Origin of the sequence: Nonomuraea sp. NPDC050153 (assembly GCF_044460125.1) — a bacterium.
GTDB lineage: Bacteria > Actinomycetota > Actinomycetes > Streptosporangiales > Streptosporangiaceae > Nonomuraea.
The window spans coordinates 156,448-177,986 of record NZ_JBITJQ010000026.1; the positions used below are offsets into that span (position 1 = coordinate 156,448).

Here is a 21,539-nt window from a genome sequence, read left to right on the forward strand (position 1 = left end):
CCCCTCTCATTGGAAGCATTACCTATGTCCCGACAAATCAATTCACTTCTAGCTATTGCGGCCGTTTGCGTCACTCTGGCACCGGCACCCGCCTTCGCTCAGGCACCCAAGAAGGCGGCGCCCGTCGACTGCGAGCAGGTCAAGTGCATCGCGCTGACGTTCGACGACGGGCCCGGCAAGTACGCGGGAACGCTGCTCGACACGCTGAAGAAGTACGACGCGAAGGCGACGTTCTTCCTCGAGGGCCAGTACGTCAAGAGCCGCCCCGCCTTCGTCAAGCGCATGGTCGCCGAGGGCCACGAGGTCGGCAACCACAGCTACAGCCACCCCGACTTCACCAAGTCCGAGCCCGGCACCATCAGGAACGAGATCCAGAAGACCCAGGACGCGGTCAAGAAGGCGGCGGGCGTCGAGCCCAAGCTGCTGCGCCCGCCGTACGGGCTGGCCGACCTCCAGGTCGCCGACGTCGCCACCGAGTTCGGCATGCCGATGATCCTGTGGACCGCCGGCTCCGAGGACTGGGCCAGCAAGAACGTCGACGCCATCAAGAAGAAGACCATGGAGGTCGCGCAGCCCAACGGCATCATCCTGATGCACGACTGGGTGAAGCAGACCGTGGACGCGATGCCGGCCCTCGTCAAGTCGCTCCAGAAGAAGGGCTACCACCTCGTGACGGTGTCCGACATCGTCAAGGGGCAGAACCTGCAGCCCGGCGACATCTTCCCGGTTCCCGCCGGTTGGGAGAAGTGAGTATCGTTCGCGTCTAACCGAATGACGCTCTGGAGGGGTGCTCATGGCGTTCGCGAACTGGGCGCGTAACCAGTCCGGCACCCCTGCCGAGGTCCGCACGCCGGCCTCGGTCGATGACGTCGTACGCGCCGTGCTGGACGCCGCCGCCTCGGGGCGGCGGGTCCGCATGGTCGGCACGGGCCACTCCTTCACCGGGGTGGCCCTCACCGACGGCATCATGCTGCGCCCCGGCGCGCTCACCGGGATCAGGTCATGGGGCGACGACCGCGTGACCGTACTGGCCGGCACCCCTCTGCGCGTGCTGAACGAGCTGCTCGACGAGCGCGGCCTGGCCCTGGCGAACATGGGTGACATCACCGAGCAGACCGTCGCGGGCGCGATCCAGACCGGCACGCACGGCACCGGCCGCGACAGCGGCGGCCTCGCCGACCAGGTCGCCGAGCTGGAGCTGGTGCGGGCCGACGGCTCGGTGACGACCGCCGGGCCCGGCGAGGACCTGTTCGACGCGGCCAGGGTCGGGCTGGGGGCGCTCGGGGTGCTGACGGCCGTGACGTTCCGGGTGGAGCCCGCGTTCCTGCTGCACAACCGGCGGCGCAAGCTGCCACTCAGCGAGGTGCTCGACTCGCTGGACGAGCTGACCTCGGCGAACGAGCACCTCGACTTCTTCTGGCTGCCGCACACCGACGCCTGCCTGGTCAAGACCAACAACCGCAGCGCGGGCCCGGCCCGGCCGCCGAGCGCGTTCCGGCACTGGCTGGACAACGTCTTCCTGGAGAACACCGTCTTCGGCGCGGCCTGCGCGCTGGGAGGCCGCTTCCCCGACCTGATCCCGCGGATCAACGCCGTCAGCGCCGCGGCGCTCGGCGACTCGGAGTCGGTGGACACGTCGTACAAGATCTTCACGGCGCGGCGGGACGTGCGCTTCCTCGAGATGGAGTACGCGGTGCCGCGCGAACGCCTCGGCCAGGCGCTGCGCGAGACCAGGGACCTGATCGAGCGGATGGACTGGAAGATCACGTTCCCGGTGGAGGTGCGGGTCACGCCGCCCAGCGACGCGTGGCTGTCCACGGCGTACGGGCGGTCGTCGGCGTACATCGCCTGCCACATCTACCGGCCGACGCCCAACCCCGCGTACTTCGAGGGCGTGGAGGAGATCATGACGCGGCTGGACGGGCGGCCGCACTGGGGCAAGCTACACACCAGGGACGCTTCCTACCTGAACAAGGTCTATCCCCGCTTCGCGGACTTCACCGCCCTGCGCGACCGGCTCGACCCAGGACGCCTGTTCGGCAACGAGTACCTGGATCGAGTGCTCGGCTAACGCATCGTTAGGTAAAGAGCTTGCTCGAAAACGTGTCCTGGGATCCGCGAGGGCCGCGTGGCGGGCATTCTCGTAACTCGTGCCCCGACGACTCGGCCTGCCCTCCGTTTACCTCGCCGCGGCCGTGGCCACCGCCGCCACGACCGCCGTTCCTCTCGCCATGACGCCCGCCTCCGGGTTCGCCCTGCGCCCCGCTCCCACCGAACCCACCCGGCCCTTCATCGTCACCGCACGCAGCCGCGGTGCGGCGCGCGATCTCGTCGGCGAGGTGCGCTGGCGGGTGCGGCGCTACTACACCGCCGCGCTGCCCGGGTTCGCCACCTTCCTCACCGCCGCCGAGCTGGCCGAGCTCCGGTCCGACCCGCGGGTGCTCGCGATCGAGCCCGACCGCGAGATCCGTCCCATGGCCCTCGGGAAACCCCGCCCGCTCTCCCGCTGGGCCACCGGCGCGGGCGCCACCGTGTACGTCGTGGACAGCGGCCTGGACACGGGCCGGGCCGAGTTCGGCGACCGGGCCTGGCGCGCCTTCGACGCCACCGGCGGCACCGGGCACGACTGCGCCGGCCACGGCACCGAGGCCGCCCGGCGCGTCCACGCCGTGGCGCCCAAGGCCGGCATCGCCTCGGTACGGGTGCTCGGCTGCGGCTCGGGCACCCTGGCCGACCTGCTCGCCGGGCTGGACTGGGTCGGCAGGCACGCCCACGGCCCGTCCGTCGCGAACCTGGCCGTCGACGGGTCCGACTCCCCCGCGCTCGACATCGCGACGCGGTCGCTGGTGCGGTCCGGCGTCTTCGTGGTCGGGGCGGCCTCCTCCGGCGCGTGCCGGACCACGCCCGGCGGTCAGGCGTTCTCCGATCACGCCCCGTATCTGGCCGGGGTGGCCGCCCGATACCTGGAGCGCCATCCTGGCGCCGCGCCTTCCGTTCTGGCCTCTTGGCTGAAGTGCACGACAGCACGGGGCTCGATTCGCCAGAATCCGTCAGGGGCCTCTAACCTCCACATGCATAACGGCGGGCTCTAGAGGGATGGATTCGACGAATGTGACCGGCGTCACACCGTCCCGGGAGTATCCCAGGAAGGCGATGTTCGGACATGCCGGGTACGGTGCTGGCAGGCAACCGGCACACGCGAGAGACTCAAGGGTCCGGGGGAAGAATGGCGACGCTGACGAAGGGACTCGCATGCAGGAGCTCCGACTCGTCGCGGTGAGTGAGGACGGCACCTATCTCGTGCTGGCTACTGCCGGGCGAGGTACGCGCTTCACGCTTCCCGTGGACGACCGGCTCCGTGCTGCCGTCCGCGGCAACTTCTCCCGTCTCGGCCAGTACGAGATCGAAGTGGAGAGTCCGTTGCGCCCCAAGGAGATCCAGGCACGCATCCGCGCCGGAGAGACGGCGGAGGAGATCGCGGCGACCGCCGGGATCCCGGTCGAGCGTGTCCGCTGGTTCGAGGGTCCGGTGCTGCAGGAGCGGGAGTACGTCGCCCAGCAGGCGCAACGGGTGGCGGTCCGCATGCCCGGTGAGTCGGCGCCAGGCCCCACCCTGGGTGACCTCGTCGCGGAGCGGCTGACCAGGCGCGGCGTGCCCACCGACGAGATCGACTGGGACTCCGCCAAGCGCGACGACGGGCTGTGGCGCGTCAAGCTCGGCTACGTGTGGAACGGCCACACGCGCCACGCCGAGTGGCTGTTCGACCCGCGCAAGCGGCACGTGACGCCCCACGACGACGAGGCCATGCGGCTGTCGTCCGCCGACTTCGACCCGGATCCCGTCGTGGTGGAGGACACGACGGTGACCCCGTTCACGCCGCGGGTGGCCAAGCTGCAGCCGGTGCCGCCGCTGACCCCCGTCCCTTCGGTGGTCCGGCGCGAGCCCGAGGAGCCCGCCGTCGGCTACAACCCGCCTCCCAGGTCGTCGGAGACGGCGTACGGCCGCGCCCCGGAAGCGGCGCCCCCGTTCGAGCGCGGCGCGCCTCCACGTGAGGCTGACGCCGCCAGAGAGGCGTCCTTCGACGCGCCCGACCCCGGCGAGCGCTACCACTCGGAGCCGCCCGCTCGCGAGACCGGCTATGCCCGCCCCGGCGACACCTCGTCCCGCCGCGGCGGGTCTTCGCCGTGGCTGCCCGACTTCGGCTCCGGCCGTCCTGCCGGGCGCGACGCGGACTCCATCTACGCCCCCGCCACCCCGGCGGACTCCCGCACGTCTCCGCCGCTCGCCGCCGAGGAACCGCCCGTCCAGGAGCGCCCCACGGCCGTCCGCGAGCAGACTCCGGCCCCGTCCCAGACGTCCCCGTATCAGACGCCCCCGTCCCAGACGGCCGCGTCCGCGACACCCTCCACCCAGCCCCGGCCCATCGCGGAGCCCCAGCAGGTCACGCAGGACCACTTCACCACCCCGGCCCAGCCCGCCGCCTATGACCGACCCACCGCCCCGGCCCAGCCCGTCGCCCAGGGCCAGCCCACCACCCCGGGTCAGCCCGTTCCCGGGGAGCAGCTCGCGGCTCCGGATCGGCCTGCCTCCCAGGACCACCAGCCGCCCGCCCAGAGCCAGCCGGTCCCCCAGGACCAGCCGCTCGCCCAGGACCGGCCCGCTGTCCAGGGCCAGCCCGTCGCCCACGACCAGCCGGCTGCTCACGACCAGGCCGTCGCCCACGACCAGCCAGCTGCTCAGGGCCGGCCCGTCGTCCACGACCGGCCTCCCGTCGAGAGCCAGCCTGCCGCCCACGACCGGCTCGCTGCCCAGGACCAGTTGGCCGCCGAGGCCTCGCTTGTCGCCCAGGCCCCGGCGACCGCCGCCGTGGAGTCGCCCGCGCAGCCCGAGGCCGCGACGCCCGTCGCGCCGCAGCCGCCTGCCGCGCCGGAGGCGACCACGGAGCCCGCTCAGGGCACCCCTGTCCACACCGAAGCGGCTGGCCGGCCGAGCGGCGACCCGATCCCGGCCTCCGCACCGACCACGGCCCCCGAGCCGGTCGTGGCCTCGGAGCCGACGGCGACCACGCAACCCGTGACGCCCGCGGCTCCCGTGGCAGCCACCGAGCAAACGCCGACCACCGAGGCGGTCGCGGCCACCGAGCAAACGCCGGTCACCAAGCCGGTCGCAGCCACCGAGCCGACTGCGACCACGCAGCCGACCGTCGTCACCGAGCCCACAGCGGCTTCGGAGTCGGCGGCAGCCACCCAGCCAGTGGCACCCGCGGAGCCGACGGTGATCGCCGAGCCGGCGTCCACCTCGGAGCCGACCACGGTCACCGAGTCGACGGCAGCCAGCGAGTCGACGACACTCGCAGAGCCCATGGCCTCCGCGGAGCCGACGGCGGTCGCGGAGCCGGCGTCCACCTCGGAGCCGGCCACGGTCACCGAGGCGGTCGCAGCGTCGGTCACCGACGCCGAGCCCGCACCCGCGTCCTCGCCCGCACCCGCGACTGCGCCGGTCACCGGGCCGGTCACCGGGCCGGTCTCTGGGACCGCCTCCGCACCTGCCGGAGCGCCCAGCGACACGCCCGCCGACGGGGACGCCACGCCGACCGCTCCCACGGGCACCCAGGCCGCCGACACCGCGCAGGCCGAGACGTCATCCAAGGCAGCGGACGCCGTGGCCGACGCGCCAACCGCGACCGCGCCCACTACGACTGCGCCGACTACGACCGTGCCCGAGCCGACGGCGACCGCGCCCAAGGAGAAGGCGGCCCAGGTCGTACCGGACGCCAAGCCGCAGCCCGAGGAGGTCCCCGAGGCCGCCGCGCCGACGGCCGCGAGCGCCACCGCACCGACGCCCGCCCGTGCTGCCGCACCGACGCCTGCCATCATGGCGTCGAAGCCCCAGCGCGCGTCCGAGCAGGCGACGCCCAGCCCGGCGAGCAGCGCCCAACTCGCGACCCCCGAGCCCAAGGCCGCCCAGCCTGCGGCTCCCGAGCCCAAGGCCGCTCAGCCGGCCACACCGGAGCCCAAGGCCGCGCAGCCCGCGGCACCGGAGCCCAAGGACGCCCAGTCCGCGACGCCGGAGCCCGAGCCGGCCGCGCCCGAGCAGCCTGAACAGCCTGAGCAGCCGGCTCAGGAGGCCAAGCCGCCGGCGCCCACTCCCAAGCCCAAGCCCACGGAGCCCAAGACCGCCCCCGCGGTCCCGGCGGCGCGTTCCGGCAAGGACGCGCCCAAGGAGGAGCCGCCCGTCCCGGTGCCGTCTCCGCCGCCCGCTCCGGCGGCCCGCCAGACGCGCAAGAGTTCGCGGGGCCGCCGGGCCTCGGTCCCGACCTGGGACGAGATCATGTTCGGCGCCCGCCGCCAGGACTGACCGCCCAGGCCGGGAGACCGGCCTGGGCAGTGCGAAGAACCACGACCGCCCGCCGTCGGGAGGAAAGGGACCGGTGACTCAGCGCGGCCGCCGGTCCCAGCGGTCCGGCGGCGGTGGTCAGGCTGCGGGCGGTGTGCGGGGCTCGATGAAGGGCGCGAGCCACTCCGGCGTCACCTCGGTGGGGAACTCCGCCCCCTGGGCCACCGACACGTCGATCGCCGAGTAGCCTCCCTTGCCCGCCCCGACCCCGGCGATCAGCGTGAGCACCCCGGCCCGCCGCTGGAACCACGTCTGCCGCAGCCGCCACCCCACCACGGCCCGGCGTTCGATCACGGCCTGGGAGCGCCGCAGCGACCCCGACCGCACCGCCACGCGCACCCCGTCATAGCCGTGCCCCAGTGACGCGTACCGGTCGAGCCCCAGCGGAATCCCGGCCCCGGCCAGCAGCAACGCCAGCACCAGCAGGATCCACCACAGGATCATCCCCGTAGCCCAGATACCCACGGCGCCCGCCACCGCCGGCACGGCCCACGGGAAGACGGCGCGGAACAGGCGGCGGTTGCGCGCCACGGGCGGGTGGCGGCGGAGTTCGGCGAGGTAGGGGCCGATGGCCTCCGCGGTCACCTGGTACGCCACGCCCCGGGGCACGTCGGGCAGCAATTGCCCGCGCGTCTCGGAGTCGCCCAGCCCCGTGACGATGGCCCAGGCCCGTACGACTCCGGCCCAGCGTTCGGCGAGCCCGTCCACGATCTCGTAGCCGCGCACCCGGGCGGACTCCAGCGACACGCTGCGCCGGTTGATCAGCCCCCGCTCCGCGACCAGGTAGCCGTCGCGGTGCTTGAGCTTGAAGTCCCAGTTGAAGACCGCGTACATCAGCCCGCCCACGAACGGCATCGCCACCACGAGCAGCAGCGCCACGGCCACCAGCAGGTAGGGGTGGTCCCAGATCCACTCCCCCGCGCTCCAGGCGGTGTCCTGGTCGAGGCCCAGTTCGTCGCCCCACTGGAACGCCAGGCCCACGGCGCCGCCCGCGAGGGCGAAGGGGGTCAGCAGGTACGCGCCCGACAGCGGCCCGTACAGCAGCCACTTCCGCGGCACCCCGATGATCACCCGCTCCCGGGGCGCCGCCACGTCGGACACCCGCGCCTCCGGCCGGGGCGCGCGGCGCAGCAGCACGGACTTGAGCCGTTCGGCCTCCTCCAGCGTGACCCCGTCGAGCCCGGCCTCCTCGTCGTCGCCGCTGGCCCCGGTGTCGATCTTGAGCACGGCCAGGCCGAGCAGGCGGTGCAGGGGCGGCGTGGACACGTCGACGCCGCGGATCCGCTCCAGCGGGATGGTGCGGATGGACCGGCTGATCAGCGACCGCTTGGTCTCCAGCCGGTCGCCGAAGATCTCGTACGAGAAGGTGGCCCACCTGATGATCGCGAACACCACGGTGCCCACCACGCCCATGGCCGCCCAGCCGTAGGAGTGGGCCGAGAACCCGCCCACGAACAGCACGCCGACCAGGGGCAGGAGAAGGGAGGGCAGCATGCGTACGGGATCGATGAGCAGCACCTTGGGGCTCAACCGCAGCGGCACCCGTACCGGAGGACCCGGAGGACCGCTCCACGGCCCGGGCGCCTGCCCGCTCCCGTCACCGCCCGGCACGCCCCCGGGCGAGAGCGGCGCCCCGTGCGCGCCCCAGCCCGGAGCCCCGTCCCGGGGCTGCGGTTCGCCCTGAGAGCGAGGGCCGAGCTGAGGGGACGGATCCCCCTGAGAGGAAAGGCCGGGCTGAGGAGACGGACCGCCCTGAGGGGAAGGGCCGGGCTGAGGGGAAGGATCCCCTTGGGAGGGAAGGCCGGCGGGAGGAGGCGGGTCGCCCTGCGGATGGCTGGGGTCGGTCATGTCGCGTCGTCCCTGAGCGCCTCGGCCCGGTGCGCGAGCTGCTCGGCCAGCCCGGCCGCCACCTCGAAGTCAAGGCCCTTGATCGTCGAGGACCCGGCGTGGGACGCGGTACGGATCTCGAGCGTGGCCAGCCCCAGCAGCCGCTCCATCCACCCTTGCCCCTTGTCCACCGTCTGGATGCGGCTCACGGGCACGAACACCCACTCCCTGGTCAAGAACCCCGACCGCGCATAGACGACGTCCCCTGAGAGCTCCCAGCGATGCACGGCGTACCGCACGAACGGCTCGGCCACCAGGAACGGCGCCGTCAGCAGCACGACCGCGGCGGGCAGCGACCAGGAGTTGTCGGCGAACCAGCCGGGCACCCACGACCAGCCGCTCCCGCCGACCCACCGCGCCACCAGCAGCGAGCCGCCCAGGAAGAACACGAAGGCGACCAGCGATTCGAGCAGCCACAGGCGGACGGCCTTCGGCGAGACGCGGTTCGCCGGATCGCGCAGGGGGCCAGTTGACGTCACAAGCCCAGCTTAGGGCGCGCGACGGGAAGGCGATCAGCCCGCGAGCCGGTAAAGATCGACCGCGATCCTCGGCGTGTCTGCCGACGCGCGCCTTCGCCCCGGTGCCATGCTCGGTGGCGGCCGGCCGCAGGCTGTCGAGCTTGGCCACATCGGCGGCGCCACGTACGTGCCAGCCAGGCCCGGCCAGCGCATGACCGCACCACCGCGCGAGCGCCTCACGCGACGTGGCAGCCGCCGTCCACCCCGCGCTGACGGTCACTCCCCGGAACCGGCGTCCCGCCGAGCGTGAGGATCACCGGCCTGGCCGGGGCGCGGAAACCCCCCAAATCACCGCCGATGCCTACATCTATGGACCGATCTGGCGCACCTGGTTTTTGCGACGCTGTCGTGACCGAAATCGGTGTCCGTTTTGTCGGGTCCCGCGCGAGACCCAGCTCGCTCTCCCGCCGCGTCGAACCAGCAGGCCAGGACAGGTCCCGAGGCCCGGCCCGATTGCGCTCTCCCAGGAGACACGCGGGCCACTCCTGTGGCCAACGTCACTACGCGGATCCCGCGATTCTCCCCCGTTTCGGATCCTTTACCGAGCACCGACCATCGAGAAACGGTCTGCGCACCGCCGAGAGCCGCGTAGCATCATCCGGCATGGGGCTGTGTAACGCGGCAACACGTTTGCGACGCATCGCCGTCAGTGTGACGGCGGTGACCGTGGCGTTCGCGTTGGCCGGTTGCGGCAGCTTCATCGGCAGATCTCAGGCCAAGGACATCGCGGAGATCAACGTCTCCAGCCCGGAGTTGGGGGAGGGCAAGCCGCTCCCCGCCGAATATTCCTGCCGGGGCGGCGAGGGCAGTCCCCCGCTGCGCTGGTCGAGCCAGCCACTGTCCGAGGCGAAGTCGATCGCGATCGTGGTCGACTCCCATACATCGTCCGATTCGGCCGTGAACTGGGTGCTCTTCAACATCCCGGCGACCACGACCGAGCTGGGGCCCAACGCCGCAGCGAGCCCTCCTGACGGGTCCAGCCAGGCGAAGGTGACCGGCGGCAAGGAGGGCTACGAGCCCCCTTGCAAAAGCCCGGGCAGCTACCGATTCACCGTCTACACGTTGAACGGCAAGGTCGACGTCCAGCAGGGTGACGAGCTCCCCGACATCCTGAAAGAGATCGCGGACAAGACCATCGCCCGGGGTCGGCTCACAGCAGTCGACATCCAGTGAGAGAGCGAACACAGCAGGTAGTTGGGTGTACCAATTCTTCACGTAGGGTGTGACAACGCTCATAGTGGTCCGACACAATCAGATCCAATCGTTAGGCACTGGTGATCAAAGGGGGCAGGTCGCGTCGATGGCCGCGCGATCTCACCGGCGCCGAAGGGAGGCCATGGCTTTGAGGGTGGTGCAATGATCGCGGTCGTAGTGAGCTTGGTCGCCGTCGTGCTCCTCGTGCTCGTCGTCGTGGCACTGGGCATGCGTTCGATGAGTCGCCGGGAGAGCTCTCTCCCTCCGGAACGGCTGAAGGAAATGGCCGAGAAGGAGGAGAGGACCCAGACGCGGTCCACTGACGAGTTCGCCTCGCACGAGCCTCGCATGGCCAATTTCAGCCCCGATTTCAGCCCCATCGGCGAGCGCGAACCCAAACCGGTGCGCACCGGTCAGCGTGGCAGGCGCGGCGTCGACGAGTGGGGCAACCCGTCCACCGATGACGACGACGAGGAGTTCTGGGCCAACATCCGCAGCGACGCGGAAGAGGGCGGCTTCGGCGCGGGCGGCACAGTGGCGGCCAGGAAGGGCGCCTCCCGTCCGGTCGAGCGCGAAAAGCCCGCCGCAGCGGAGCGCCCCACCCCTCCCAAGCGCCAGGAACGCACCGCCAAGCCCCGGCCCGTCGCCGCCTCCGCCGCCGTCGACCCCGACGCGACCACCATCCAGGCCCCCCTCCCGCAGCGCCAGCCGGCCTCCGCCGCGGCCAACCTCGCCGACCTTGTGGAGCCCGCCAAGCGCCCCGCCCCGTCCCGGCCGGAGCCGGTGGACCAGCGCACGGTGACGTTCGCGGCCCCGACGGCCGACGTGATGAGCATCCTGAGCCCGGGCGCCCAGCCGGTCCCCTCCCCGCGCCCCGACTCCATCTCGTCCAACAACTCGCCCAGGGGCGGCACCGGCTCCTACCCGGCGGCCCCGGCCGCCGGCGGCACCTTCCCGGCCAACCCCCTGAGCCAGCCCAACGGGAGCGGCGCCTACCCCGCCACCCCCGCGTCGAGCGGCTCCTTCCCCGCCCAGCCGGCCCCCATCCACGGCGCGCCCACCAGCGACCCGTTCCCCGCCTACACCAACGCGGCCGAGACCACCTGGACCAACCCGCCGGCGACGCCCTCCTCGTCCGGCTCCTGGCCCGCGCAGCCCGACATCCTCGACGACCCCACCCCCGCCGCCGGCTACGGGAGCTCCTGGCCGGCGTTCGAGCAGCCCGCCGCGCGCTCGTCCTATCCCGCCTCGTACGAGGTGCGCTCCGGCTGGGCGGTGGCCGACGACTCCGAGCCGCTCACCGGCCCGACCCCCGCCTCCAGCACCCCGACCGTGCCCGGCAGGGCGGTCTCGGCCTATGACGACGTGCTGTCGACCTCCACTCCGGTCCCCCCGACGCCGCCGGGGGCCCCGTTCGCTTACGAGACGGGCGACATCACCACCGCCCCGGCCGCGGCCTGGCCGGAGCCGCCGTCGAGCGCGACCGCATGGCCGACGTACGGCTCCCAGAACGGCAACAACGCCGGCAACCACCGCCGCTCGTCCGAGCAGGAACACCCGCACGACTACTACCGGTGAACCCACGCGCCCATTATTAATGCGTAAAACCAGCGTGACACGGTCTTAAAGCAGGGTCGATGGAGCAATAGGGTTTGCTCCATGATCCCCGACACGAAGAGTAGCTGGCTGAGCACCCTCCGGCATGATGTGCCAGCCTCGCTCGTGGTTTTCCTCGTCGCGGTGCCCCTGTCCCTGGGCATCGCGATGGCCTCCGGCGCGCCGCTGGCCGCCGGGTTGATCGCCGCCGTGGTGGGCGGGATCGTGGCGGGCGCGCTGGGCGGATCCGCCGTACAGGTCAGTGGGCCCGCCGCCGGGTTGTCGCTGGTGGTCGTGGATCTCGTGCAGACGTACGGATGGCGCGCCACCTGCATGATCACCCTGCTGGCGGGGGCCGTGCAGCTTCTACTGGGCGTGTTCAAGGCGGCCAGGGCGGCACTCGCGGTGTCGCCGGCGGTCATCCACGGCATGCTGGCGGCCGTCGGCGTGATCATCGCCCTCGCCCAGCTCCACGTGGTGCTGGGCGGCAACTCGCAGCGTTCGGCCGTCGCCAACCTGATCGAGCTGCCCGGCCAGATCGCCAACCTGCACGGCCACAAGGTCGCCGTCGGGCTGCTCACGATCACGGTGCTGGCGCTGTGGACGCGGCTGCCCAAGCGGGTCAAGGCCGTGCCCGCGCCGCTGGTGGCGCTGCTCGCGGCGGCGGTGACGGCGTGGGTGTTCGACTGGGACGTCACGCGCGTGGACCTGTCGCACAGCGTCACCCAGTGGGCCTTCCCCGTCCTGCCGCACGGCGACTGGCACATGATCGTGGGGGCGGTGCTGATGGTGGCGCTGCTGGCCGGGTGCGAGTCGCTGCTGTGCTGCGTGGCGGTGGACGGGATGCACGGCGGCCGCCGCGCCGACCTCGACCAGGAGCTGGCCGGCCAGGGTGTCGCGAACATGGTCACCGGCGCCCTCGGCGGCCTGCCGGTGGCCGGGGTAATCGTGCGCAGCACCGCGAACGTTCAGGCGGGCGGCCGTTCGCGCTGGTCGGCGATCCTGCACGGGGTGTGGGTGCTGGTGTTCGCGATCGGGTTCGGCTGGTCGATCAAGCTGATCCCGCTGGAGGCGCTGGCGGCGTTGCTGGTGTTCATCGGCGTGCAGATGGTGAACCTCGGTCACGTCAGGAAGGTGCACGGCCACGGCGAGGTGCCCGTCTACGTCGTGACGATGGCTACCGTCATCGTGCTCGGGCTCGCCGAGGGCGTGGTGATGGGGCTCATCCTGGCCGCGCTGCTCGCGCTGCGCCGCCTGACCTGGGTCACGGTCCTGAAGCGCGAGGGCGTCGACGGGCGGCTGCACGTGACGGTCTCCGGCTCGCTGACGTTCCTGGGGGTGCCCAGGCTCACGCACGAACTACGGACGATCGCCGCGGGCACCGCCGTGGACCTCGACCTGAACATCGACTTCATGGACAACGCCGCCTTCGAGGCCATCCACTCCTGGCGGCTGGACCACGAGCGCATGGGCGGCATGGTCGACATCGACGAGCTGCACGACGAGTGGTACACGCTGGCGGCCAGCGGCGCGCGCATGTTCCCCGTGAAGTCGCCGCCCAAGGTGCCGGATCGCTGGTGGCTGCCGTGGTCGCACCGCCGTCGTCCCGTCCGTCCCTCGGCTCCCGACTCCACCGAGGCCGAATGCCTGCTGACGGCGGGGGCGCGCGAGTACCACCGGCGTACGGCGCCGCTGGTCCGGCCCATCTTCACCGAGCTGGCCCGCAAGCAGCAGCCGTCGCACCTGTTCATCACATGCGCCGACTCCCGGATCGTGCCCAGCCTCATCACCGCGAGCGGCCCGGGTGACCTGTTCACGGTGCGCAACATCGGCAACCTGGTGCCGCGCAGGGGCTCCGAACCGCACGACGACTCGATGGTGGCGGCGGTCGAGTACGCCACGCAGGTCCTCGGCGTACACACGATCACGGTGTGCGGCCACTCGGGGTGCGGCGCCATGGCGGGGGTGCTGAGCGGCGGGGTGCAGGCAGGCAGCCTGCCGGGGCTGAGGAGGTGGCTGCGGCACGGGAACCACAGCCTGGCCACGTTCATCGAGACCGAGGGCGATCGGCTGCACAGCGGTGCTCTGGACGTGTTGTGCCGGGTCAACGTGCAGCAGCAGCTGGAGAACCTGCGCACGTACCGGAAGGTCGACGAGCAGGTGCGCGCCGGGAAGCTGGAGCTGGTGGGGCTCTACTTCGACATCGGCTCGGCCCGGGTGCACATGGTGCCACCGCTGCCGGGCGCCCGTACGCAGGTCGGGGGCGGGCGTGTGAGCGCCGGTTCTGAGTAATCGTGCGCAGACGGGGCGCCGGGGGCGGATTAGTGTCGCGTGGGCCGGCGAGGTTCTCCACGTGCCCATGGCGTCCCTCGCCACGCCGGTCCTGACTCCCAGGGGCCGGAGGGGCGGAGGCGCCCGCTGTCGAACTACGTCCCCGAACGGGGCCGCCGATGGTAGCAAGACAACGGACTACCGCCTCCGCCCCTCACCACCTCCCCCGATGAATCTCCCTGTCCTGTCCGCGCGAACCTTGCCACGTCCGGACCTACCTTGCCACCGCTCGGGCAACGTTCGGATTACTGCACCGGGAGGAATCTGACAGCGGCAGATCTGGCGGAGTCTGTGCCCGCTCTGCGCCGATGAGTTGCGGGAGGCTGGGCGGTCCAACTCCTGAGGACAACGTTCAGGAGGACGCGATGGGCACCGTAGTGCTGTACAAGAGCATGTCGTTGGACGGCTTCGTCGCAGGACCCGATATCGGCGCGGAGCATCCCATGGGTAAGGGCGGTATGAGGCTGCACGAGTGGATGTTCACCGACCGGCCCGACCCGCGCGACAAGGAGGTCACGGCTGCGATGCTCGCTATGGTGGGCGCGGTCGTGGTCGGTAGGCGTACGTTCGACGTCGGTCTGCCACACTGGCAGGACACTCCGTATCCGGCACCGACCGTCGTGCTCACCCACCAGGCCCGCGACGAACTCGTCATGAAGAGCGCGATGTTCACCTTCGTCACCACCGGCATCGAGACCGCCCTCAAGGCCGCCCAGGACGCGGCCGGCGACAAGGACGTGATCGTGATGGGTGCCCAGACAGGACAACAGTTCCTGCGCGCGGGGCTGCTGGACGAGTTGCATATCAACCTGGTGCCGGTCGTGCTGGGCGGCGGAACCCGACTGCTGGACGATCTGGGCCATATCGAGTTGGAACGCACGCAAGTGATCGACTCCAACGCGGTCACACATCTACGGTTCCGGGTCGTGAAGTAGCGGCCCACAGCACGGAAAATGCGAGGTAATTCCGAACAATCGCAGCGGCCGCCGTTCGGCCTTACCTCGCAGGCCGCTGCTCGGTGCTTCAAGCGATGCGGCCTCCAGCCGGAACGGACACTCCCGCCGCCACCCGGGCGCGCGGCTGATCGGCGTGCAGCCAACCGAGCGTGCAGCTGACCGAGCGCGCAGCTGACCGAGCGCGCGACAGACCGAGCGCGCAGCCGACCGCGGCGCACGACCGACCGGCGCGCAGCTAAGCGGACGCGCAGCCAACCGAGCATGTGGCCAACCGAGCGCACGGCTGGCCGACGCGCAGCTGACCAGGCGCGCAGCTGACCGAGCATGTGGCTGGCCGGACGCGGCAGACCGGGCGCGCGGCTGAGCGGCCGCGCGGCCGACCTTGCGTGCGGCTAACGCGGGAGAAACAACCGCGCCACGATGCTGCCTGCCATGGCTTCGCGCGCTTCATCGCTTTCCTCCCCCACGTAGGCCACCGTGCCATCCCACCCCGGGACGCGACCGGTCCGGCGAACGCTCCTCCTGGCGTCCGTCCTCACCGCCACCGTCCCGTTATCCCTGCTCACCTCATGCAGCCCCAACCCTGCCCCCGCACCCGCCCCGCTCATCCCCCGCCCGCTCGCCGCGACCTCACCAACTGCCCCTGCGCGCCCATCGCACAGTCCGCGTAGTGCGTACCGGAAGGCCCTGACCCGCTCCCTGGCCACCCTGCCAGGTCAGTTCTCGGTGTCGGTACGCGAACTCTCCACCGGCCTGTCCTACACCTACAACCGCGGCCTCAGAACCGCCACCGCCAGCATCGTCAAGGTCGACATCGTGGTCGCACTGCTGCTCATGGCCCAGCGCCGGCACCGCGGCCTCACCGGCTGGGAACGACGTTCGGCGGCACGGGCCGTCAAGGTCAGCGACAACGCCGCCGCGTCCGCGCTGTGGTCCGCGATCGGCGGCGCGTCGGGGCTGGCCACCGCCCACAGGAAACTCGGCCTTCGCGACACGACCCCCGGCCCCGGAGGAGCCTGGGGCTCGACCACGACCACCGCCGCCGACCAGGTCCGCCTCCTGACCGCGCTCACCTCCCCCAAGAGCCCCCTCTCCGCCAGGAACCGCCGGTACGTGCTCGGCCTGATGAGCGATGTGACGCCGGAGCAGTCGTGGGGCGTCAGCGCGGCCGGACGCAAGGGCATGGCCCTCAAGAACGGCTGGCTACCACGCCCGCGTGACGGGGGCCGGTGGACGGTCAACAGCATCGGCCGGGTACGCGACCGCCACGGGCACACGTACCTGATCGCCGTCATCTCCCACCGGCACCGCTCGATGAGCGCCGGGGTGAAAACGGTCGAGCAGGTCGCCAAACTCGTCACCCAGGCCCTCACCAAGACGCTCTCCAAGACCGCAAACCGCAGATGACACCCTCCAAGACCGCAAACCGCGGATCACACCCTCGAGGACGATAAACCGCAAATGACGCTCTCCAAGACCGCGACCGCACGAGACGCCCTCCGGGACCGCGGACCACAGGCGACGAGACCACCTCCCAGCCGCACCCGCAAACCTCGCCCGCATCCCCATCCCCCTTGCGGAGGGGAGGAAGGCGAACCTCCTCACTCAGACACCGTGGCGGCTCCGCACCACACCCGACAGGGGACCTACACCGCCTCCCACCCACTCGGAGCCCTGCACCACCTCCACCCCGCAGGGGCCTGCACTGCTCCACCCTCACGGGGCCCTGCACCACCTCCACCCACATGGGACCTGCGCTGCCTCCACCCCACGGGGCCCCAACCACTACCCCAACGGGGCTTGCGCTGCCTCCACCCGCACGGGGCCTGCACCCTCTACCCCCGCACGGGGAGGACCCCGCGCTCAGCCACCATGGCGGACGGCTTCGATCAGGGCCCGTAGGAGGGCGGTGCGCCGTGGCATCTCGGCGAGGATGACGTGCTCGTCGTCCGCGTGCGCCCCGCCGCCCACCGCGCCCAGCCCGTCGAGGGTCGGGCAGCCGACTCCCGCCGTGAAGTTGCCGTCCGAGGCGCCGCCCACCGAGGCAGAGGTCAGCGGCCCCACTCCGAGGTTTGACGCCAGTTCCTGCGCCAGCGCGTACAGCGAGGCCGACATCGCGCTCTCGAGCGGCGGCCGGTTGGGGCCGCCGAGGATCTCCAGGCGGGTGCCGGGCAGGACCGGCCGGAGCCCGTGGAAGGCGGCGTCCACCCGAGCCTGCTCCGACATCTCCGCCACCCGCACGTCCACCTCGATCGAGGCCGCGGCAGGGACGGTGTTGCGTGACGTGCCGCCCGACAAGACCGTCGGCGTGACAGTGGTGGCCCCGGAGCCCATGGCGGCGATGGCCAGGATCTGGTGTGCCAGCTCGATCCCGGCGTTCACCCCCTTCTCGGGCTCAAGCCCGGCGTGCGCGGCCCGGCCCCGGACGTTGACGGTGTAGAGGGCGGTGCCCTTGCGGGACGTCTTCAGCGCGCCGCCGTCAGCGCTTGCCTCCATGACGAACGCGGCGGCCAGCCCGCGGGCGGTCTCCTTGATCAGCCCGGACGAGGTACGCGAGCCGCACTCCTCGTCACCGTTGATCAGCAAGGTGATGCCGTCGAGCGAGCCGAGCCCGGCCAGCGCGTGGAACGTCTGCACCAGCCCCGCCTTCATGTCGAACACCCCGGGCCCCCGCGCCACGCCGTCCACCACGGACCATGGGTGGGTGGCCAGAGTGCCGATCGGCCACACGGTGTCGTGGTGGCACAGCAGGAACACCTTGGGGGTGCCGAACCTCCAGCGCAGATGCGTGACGCCGTCGATCACGAGGAACTCGGGCTGCGCGCCCAGATAGCGGGCTCCCATCGCCGCCACGACCTTCGCGCTGCGGGCCACGGCTTCCAGATCGTGGGTGAACGACTCGCACAACACCAGCTCTTCGAGATCCTCGATCATGCCGCCCCTCCGTAGAGCTCGCGCTTCATTCCGTTTCCTCTCCGCCGCCGCCCTCTCACACCGGCCCGATCCCTGTCCGAGGAGGAAGGGGACGATGCGCACGCCGGCGCCCTCGCCGTTTGCTCACCGCGGCAAGCGGTGCACGTTGCCGCCGCCAGAACCAACTTGACGCCCAACAGCCTGCGCACACCGCCACCAACCCGAACCGGCCCCGCCCAGGAACCAGCGCACGTCGCCGCTGACCCGAACCGGCCCTCCTCCTGAGAACCAGCGCACGCCGACGCCGACCGAAACCGGCTCCCCTCCCGGGAACCAGCGCACGCCGACGCCAACCGCATCCGGCTCCCCTCCCGGGAACCAGCACGCGCCGCCGCCAGCCCCAACCCATTACTCGCCCAGAAACCAGCACACGCTGCCGCCGACACCATCAGTCGCTCACCCAGGAGACGGCGCACGCCACCGCCGCCAACTCCACCGACTACTCGCCCAGGCAGCATGCACGCTGCCACCGACCCAGCCGGTCCCCGCCCAGGAACCAGCCCACCTTGTCGCCAACGCCATCAGTCGCTCACCCAGGAGACGGCACCGGCCGCCACCAACTCCACCTGCTACTTACCCGGAAAGCGGCGCATGCTTCCATCGGCCGGACCAGCTCCTTGCCCGGGAACCGGCGCCGGCGCCGCCGATCACGCCAGTTGTTCGCCCAGGAAGCGGTGCACGTTGCCGCCGATGATCTTGATGACGTCCTTCTCCGGGAGGCCGCGGGCGAGCAGGCCCTCGGTGACCATGGGCAGGCCCGAAGGACCCTCCAGCCCTGGGATCGCCGACTTCGGGTTGACGCCCCTCATGTTGAGGCCCTCGCAGCACGGCGGCGTCAGGTCGTCCATGACCTCGCGGATGAAGTCGGGGCCCAGCCCGACGTGGTCGATCCCGGCGACGGACACGATGTGCTCGATGTGGTCGAGCAGGCGGTCGAGGGTCATGTCCTCCTCGCGGCCGGCGAGGAAGGGGGCGAAGAAGTTGACGCAGATCACGCCACCCGTCGCGGCCACGGCGCGGAGCTGATCGTCGGTGAGGTTGCGGTGGTGGTCGCGCAGCGCCCTGGCGGAGGAGTGGGTGGCCAGGACCGGCCTGGTGGCCAGCTCCAGGACGTGCGCCACGCCGGAGGCGCCCAGGTGGGAGACGTCGAAGACGATCCCGAGCCGCTCCATCTCCTCCAGCGCCGCGACGCCGTGGGAGGTCAGGCCACTGCCCGTGGCGTCCTCACCGCTGCCGTCGGCCAGTGGCGTGCGCCCGAAGTGCGCGATGGAGGCCACCCGCACTCCGAGGCGGTGAACGGTCGAGATCAGCTCCACGTCGGCGTCGATGCCCGGCATGCTCTCCAGCGCGATCACCAGAGCGATCTTGCCCTCGTCGAGCGTGCGGTCGATGTCGGCCGCGTTCAGACATATCCGAACGTGGTCAAGATTGCCCTCGGCGAGCACGTGCGCACATTCGATCATGCGCAAGGTCTGCCTCAGCGCCCCCTCCGGGCGGTACTGGTCGTCGATGAAGACCGGCAGGACCTGCAGATCGACCCCGCCCTCGACGAGCTGGGGCAGCCATCGCTCCCGGAAGAACGAGGCCCACTGCTTGGGCGGCCGAGCGGAGACGGCCATGAGCAGATCGTTGTGCGTGTCGGCCACGACTGCGCGCTGGTGGAGCGGAAGCGTCATGGGTGGACGTTATCGCGAGGGCAGGACCTGCTCCAATGCGTCCTGGGTCCGATTTTTTGGATCACTTGTACGACTGTGGGTTGAGGTTCGCCTGGGCCGCCGGGGAGTGCGGCGGCCCGGTGAGCGAGGTCATCACCGCTCTGCGGGCCCGGTCCGGGGACGCGCCGACCGTGCTGTTGGCGTGGCCGGCCCCACCGTAGACGCGGTCGGCTCGGCCACAGGCGCGACCGGCTCAGCCGTAGACGCGGCCGCCCCGGCCGTGGACGCGGCCGACGCGATGGACTCGGCCGTAGACGCGGTCGGCTCGGCCACAGCCGTGACCGGCCCGACCGTGGGCGCGGCCGGCGCGCGCGACTCGGGCCAGCCGGATTCGAGCAGGTCGAAGATGGCGTTCATCGCGCCCAAAGGGTCGGCTTCCGTGCCCGCGAGCTCGGGGATCTCCAGGACGTAGCGGGCGAGCGCGCGTACGGTCATGTCGGAGGGGTCGAGGCCGCTCTCGGCGGCGATCGCCTCGGCCAGGGGCCCCTCGCCGGCCGTCCAGAGCTTGCGCGAGTATTCGCGCAGCGCGGGCGTGCCGACGATCAGGTCGCGCTTGGCCCGCAGCTCGGGCGGGAGATCGTCGGCGAACGGCCCCCGGCCCGCCAGGCACCGGCGCAGGGCTTCCAGCACGGACTGGCCGGAGGGCCGTTCGCGGACCGCGGCCACCAGCCACACGTGTCGCTCGGCACCGTCGTCGAAGATCAGCGCTTCCTTGCCGTCCGGCACGTGCGCGAACAGCGTGGCGATGGAGACGTCCGCCTCGTCGGCGATCTGCGCGACGGTGACGCCGTCGTACCCACGCTCGGAGAACAGCCGCAACGCGGCCTCCGACAACGCCCGGCGGGTCTGTGCCTTCTTGCGCTCGCGGCGCCCCATCGCCATGTCCCCCATCGTATTCGAAACCTCGAATGCCTATGAAACTATAATGACTATAGTTTCAGAGTCAGTTCAGGATAAATCGAGACAAGGAGCCGGACATGGCCAGCTGGGACGTACGACACCTGCCGCGCGCCGAGGGCAAACGCTTTCTCGTCACCGGCGGCAACGCGGGCATCGGATACTTCGTCGCCGAGCAACTCGCCGGCACCGGCGCCACCGTCGTCCTCGGCTGCCGTGACGCGGCCAAGGCCGAGGCCGCGCGGGCCGCGATCAGCGGCCGCGTCCCCGGCGCGCGCGTCCGCCACATCCGCCTGGACCTCGCCGACCCCTCCTCGATCAAGGCCGCGCCGGACGCCCTGGGCCCGGAAGGCCCGGAAAGGCTGGACGCGGTGGTCTGCAACGCCGGAGTGCTGTTCGACCAGCCGCGACGGCGCGTCACCGAGGACGGCGTCGAGCTGATGTTCGCGACCAACCATCTGGGGCACTTCGCGCTGATCCACTGGCTCGCGCCCCTGCTGACGGCCACCCCCGCGAGCCGCGTCGTCACCACCGGCAGCTTCACCGCGAAGTCCGAGAGCCTGGACCTCGACGATCTCCAGAGCACGCGCGACTACCGGCCCAAGCGCGCCTACGCGCGGTCCAAGCTCGCGCAGATGCTCTTCGGCTTCGAGCTCGACCGCCGCCTGCGCGCCGCGGGCAGCACGACGCTGAGCGTGGTGACCCACCCCGGCGGCGCGCTCGACTCCCTCACGCCCGCACGCCCGCCGGTCCACCTCCCGACCACCGGCGAACGGCTGCGCGGCCTGCCCGCCGGCCTCCTCCTCCAGGGCAAGGAGGCCGCCGCCCGGCCCGCCGTCCGGGCCGTCCTCGACCCGTCCGTACGCGGCGGCCAGCTATGGGGACCCCGGGTCCTCGGGATCCGGGGCCTGCCCGCCCCCGAGCCCGTACGAGGTCACCTCGCCGACGTCGAGCTCGCGGCACGCGTATGGGCCGCCAGTTCCGCCCTGACCGGGCTCGATCCAGGCTCGAACCTCGGGTGAAACCAGCCGGACGCGGGCCCCCTTGCAAAGTCGGACCACAGTCCGATAACGCCC

The 21,539-nt window shown here is 71.6% G+C and carries 15 protein-coding genes; 10 read left to right on the forward strand and 5 right to left on the reverse strand.

Annotated features, from left to right (window positions below; translation table 11 throughout):
* The first annotated feature begins 24 nt into the window (after window positions 1-24).
* The 4 genes from ACIBQ1_RS43450 (at window position 25) to sepH (ending at window position 6,357) form a co-directional block, all read left to right on the forward strand.
* Entirely contained in the window at window positions 25-750 is a 726-nt protein-coding gene (locus ACIBQ1_RS43450; protein ID WP_397286558.1) for a polysaccharide deacetylase family protein, read from the forward strand.
* Window positions 751-793: 43 nt separating this feature from the next.
* Window positions 794-2,071, forward strand: coding sequence for a D-arabinono-1,4-lactone oxidase (locus ACIBQ1_RS43455; RefSeq protein WP_397286560.1), 1,278 nt, complete (start codon window positions 794-796; stop codon window positions 2,069-2,071).
* 79 nt (window positions 2,072-2,150) lie between these two features.
* Window positions 2,151-3,092: a S8 family serine peptidase gene (locus ACIBQ1_RS43460; protein WP_397286562.1), complete on the forward strand. Its 942-nt coding sequence runs from the start codon at window positions 2,151-2,153 to the stop codon at window positions 3,090-3,092.
* A gap of 160 nt (window positions 3,093-3,252) precedes the next feature.
* Window positions 3,253-6,357 carry a septation protein SepH gene (gene sepH, locus ACIBQ1_RS43465; RefSeq protein ID WP_397286564.1) on the forward strand — a complete coding sequence of 1,035 codons (3,105 nt, stop codon included), beginning with the start codon at window positions 3,253-3,255 and terminating at the stop codon, window positions 6,355-6,357.
* 117 nt (window positions 6,358-6,474) lie between these two features.
* Here sepH and ACIBQ1_RS43470 read toward each other — a convergent pair whose 3' ends face one another.
* Both ACIBQ1_RS43470 and ACIBQ1_RS43475 read right to left on the reverse strand, forming a co-directional pair.
* Window positions 6,475-7,938, reverse strand: a complete 1,464-nt coding sequence (locus tag ACIBQ1_RS43470; protein ID WP_397286566.1) for a PH domain-containing protein — start codon at window positions 7,936-7,938, stop codon at window positions 6,475-6,477.
* Between the two features lie 302 nt (window positions 7,939-8,240).
* Window positions 8,241-8,762 (reverse strand): PH domain-containing protein, encoded by a 522-nt coding sequence (locus tag ACIBQ1_RS43475; RefSeq protein WP_397286568.1) that lies wholly within the window; start codon window positions 8,760-8,762, stop codon window positions 8,241-8,243.
* Window positions 8,763-9,452: 690 nt separating this feature from the next.
* Here ACIBQ1_RS43475 and ACIBQ1_RS43480 point away from each other — a divergent pair.
* The 5 genes from ACIBQ1_RS43480 (at window position 9,453) to ACIBQ1_RS43500 (ending at window position 16,285) form a co-directional block, all read left to right on the forward strand.
* A complete protein-coding gene (locus tag ACIBQ1_RS43480) occupies window positions 9,453-9,974 on the forward strand; it encodes a YbhB/YbcL family Raf kinase inhibitor-like protein (protein ID WP_397286570.1) in 522 nt (173 codons plus the stop codon).
* Window positions 9,975-10,157: 183 nt separating this feature from the next.
* Window positions 10,158-11,573 (forward strand): hypothetical protein, encoded by a 1,416-nt coding sequence (locus ACIBQ1_RS43485; protein WP_397286572.1) that lies wholly within the window; start codon window positions 10,158-10,160, stop codon window positions 11,571-11,573.
* Window positions 11,574-11,654: 81 nt separating this feature from the next.
* A complete protein-coding gene (locus tag ACIBQ1_RS43490) occupies window positions 11,655-13,883 on the forward strand; it encodes a SulP family inorganic anion transporter (protein WP_397286574.1) in 2,229 nt (742 codons plus the stop codon).
* Between the two features lie 404 nt (window positions 13,884-14,287).
* Complete coding sequence (locus ACIBQ1_RS43495; RefSeq protein ID WP_397286576.1) at window positions 14,288-14,857, forward strand: dihydrofolate reductase family protein; 570 nt, start codon at window positions 14,288-14,290, stop codon at window positions 14,855-14,857.
* Window positions 14,858-15,604: 747 nt separating this feature from the next.
* Entirely contained in the window at window positions 15,605-16,285 is a 681-nt protein-coding gene (locus tag ACIBQ1_RS43500) for a serine hydrolase (RefSeq protein ID WP_397286578.1), read from the forward strand.
* Between the two features lie 456 nt (window positions 16,286-16,741).
* Here the strand turns inward: ACIBQ1_RS43500 and ACIBQ1_RS43505 are convergent, their stop codons facing one another.
* The 3 genes from ACIBQ1_RS43505 to ACIBQ1_RS43515 all read right to left on the reverse strand — a co-directional run bounded on the left by ACIBQ1_RS43505 (window position 16,742) and on the right by ACIBQ1_RS43515 (window position 20,448).
* Window positions 16,742-17,812 carry a M20 family metallopeptidase gene (locus ACIBQ1_RS43505; protein ID WP_397286579.1) on the reverse strand — a complete coding sequence of 357 codons (1,071 nt, stop codon included), beginning with the start codon at window positions 17,810-17,812 and terminating at the stop codon, window positions 16,742-16,744.
* Window positions 17,813-18,498: 686 nt separating this feature from the next.
* Window positions 18,499-19,527, reverse strand: a complete 1,029-nt coding sequence (locus tag ACIBQ1_RS43510) for a dipeptidase (RefSeq protein ID WP_397286580.1) — start codon at window positions 19,525-19,527, stop codon at window positions 18,499-18,501.
* Window positions 19,528-19,659: 132 nt separating this feature from the next.
* Window positions 19,660-20,448 (reverse strand): TetR/AcrR family transcriptional regulator, encoded by a 789-nt coding sequence (locus ACIBQ1_RS43515; RefSeq protein ID WP_397286581.1) that lies wholly within the window; start codon window positions 20,446-20,448, stop codon window positions 19,660-19,662.
* Between the two features lie 95 nt (window positions 20,449-20,543).
* On the opposite strand from ACIBQ1_RS43515, the gene ACIBQ1_RS43520 reads away from it, so the two are divergent.
* Window positions 20,544-21,485 carry an SDR family NAD(P)-dependent oxidoreductase gene (locus tag ACIBQ1_RS43520; protein ID WP_397286582.1) on the forward strand — a complete coding sequence of 314 codons (942 nt, stop codon included), beginning with the start codon at window positions 20,544-20,546 and terminating at the stop codon, window positions 21,483-21,485.
* Window positions 21,486-21,539: the final 54 nt, after the last annotated feature.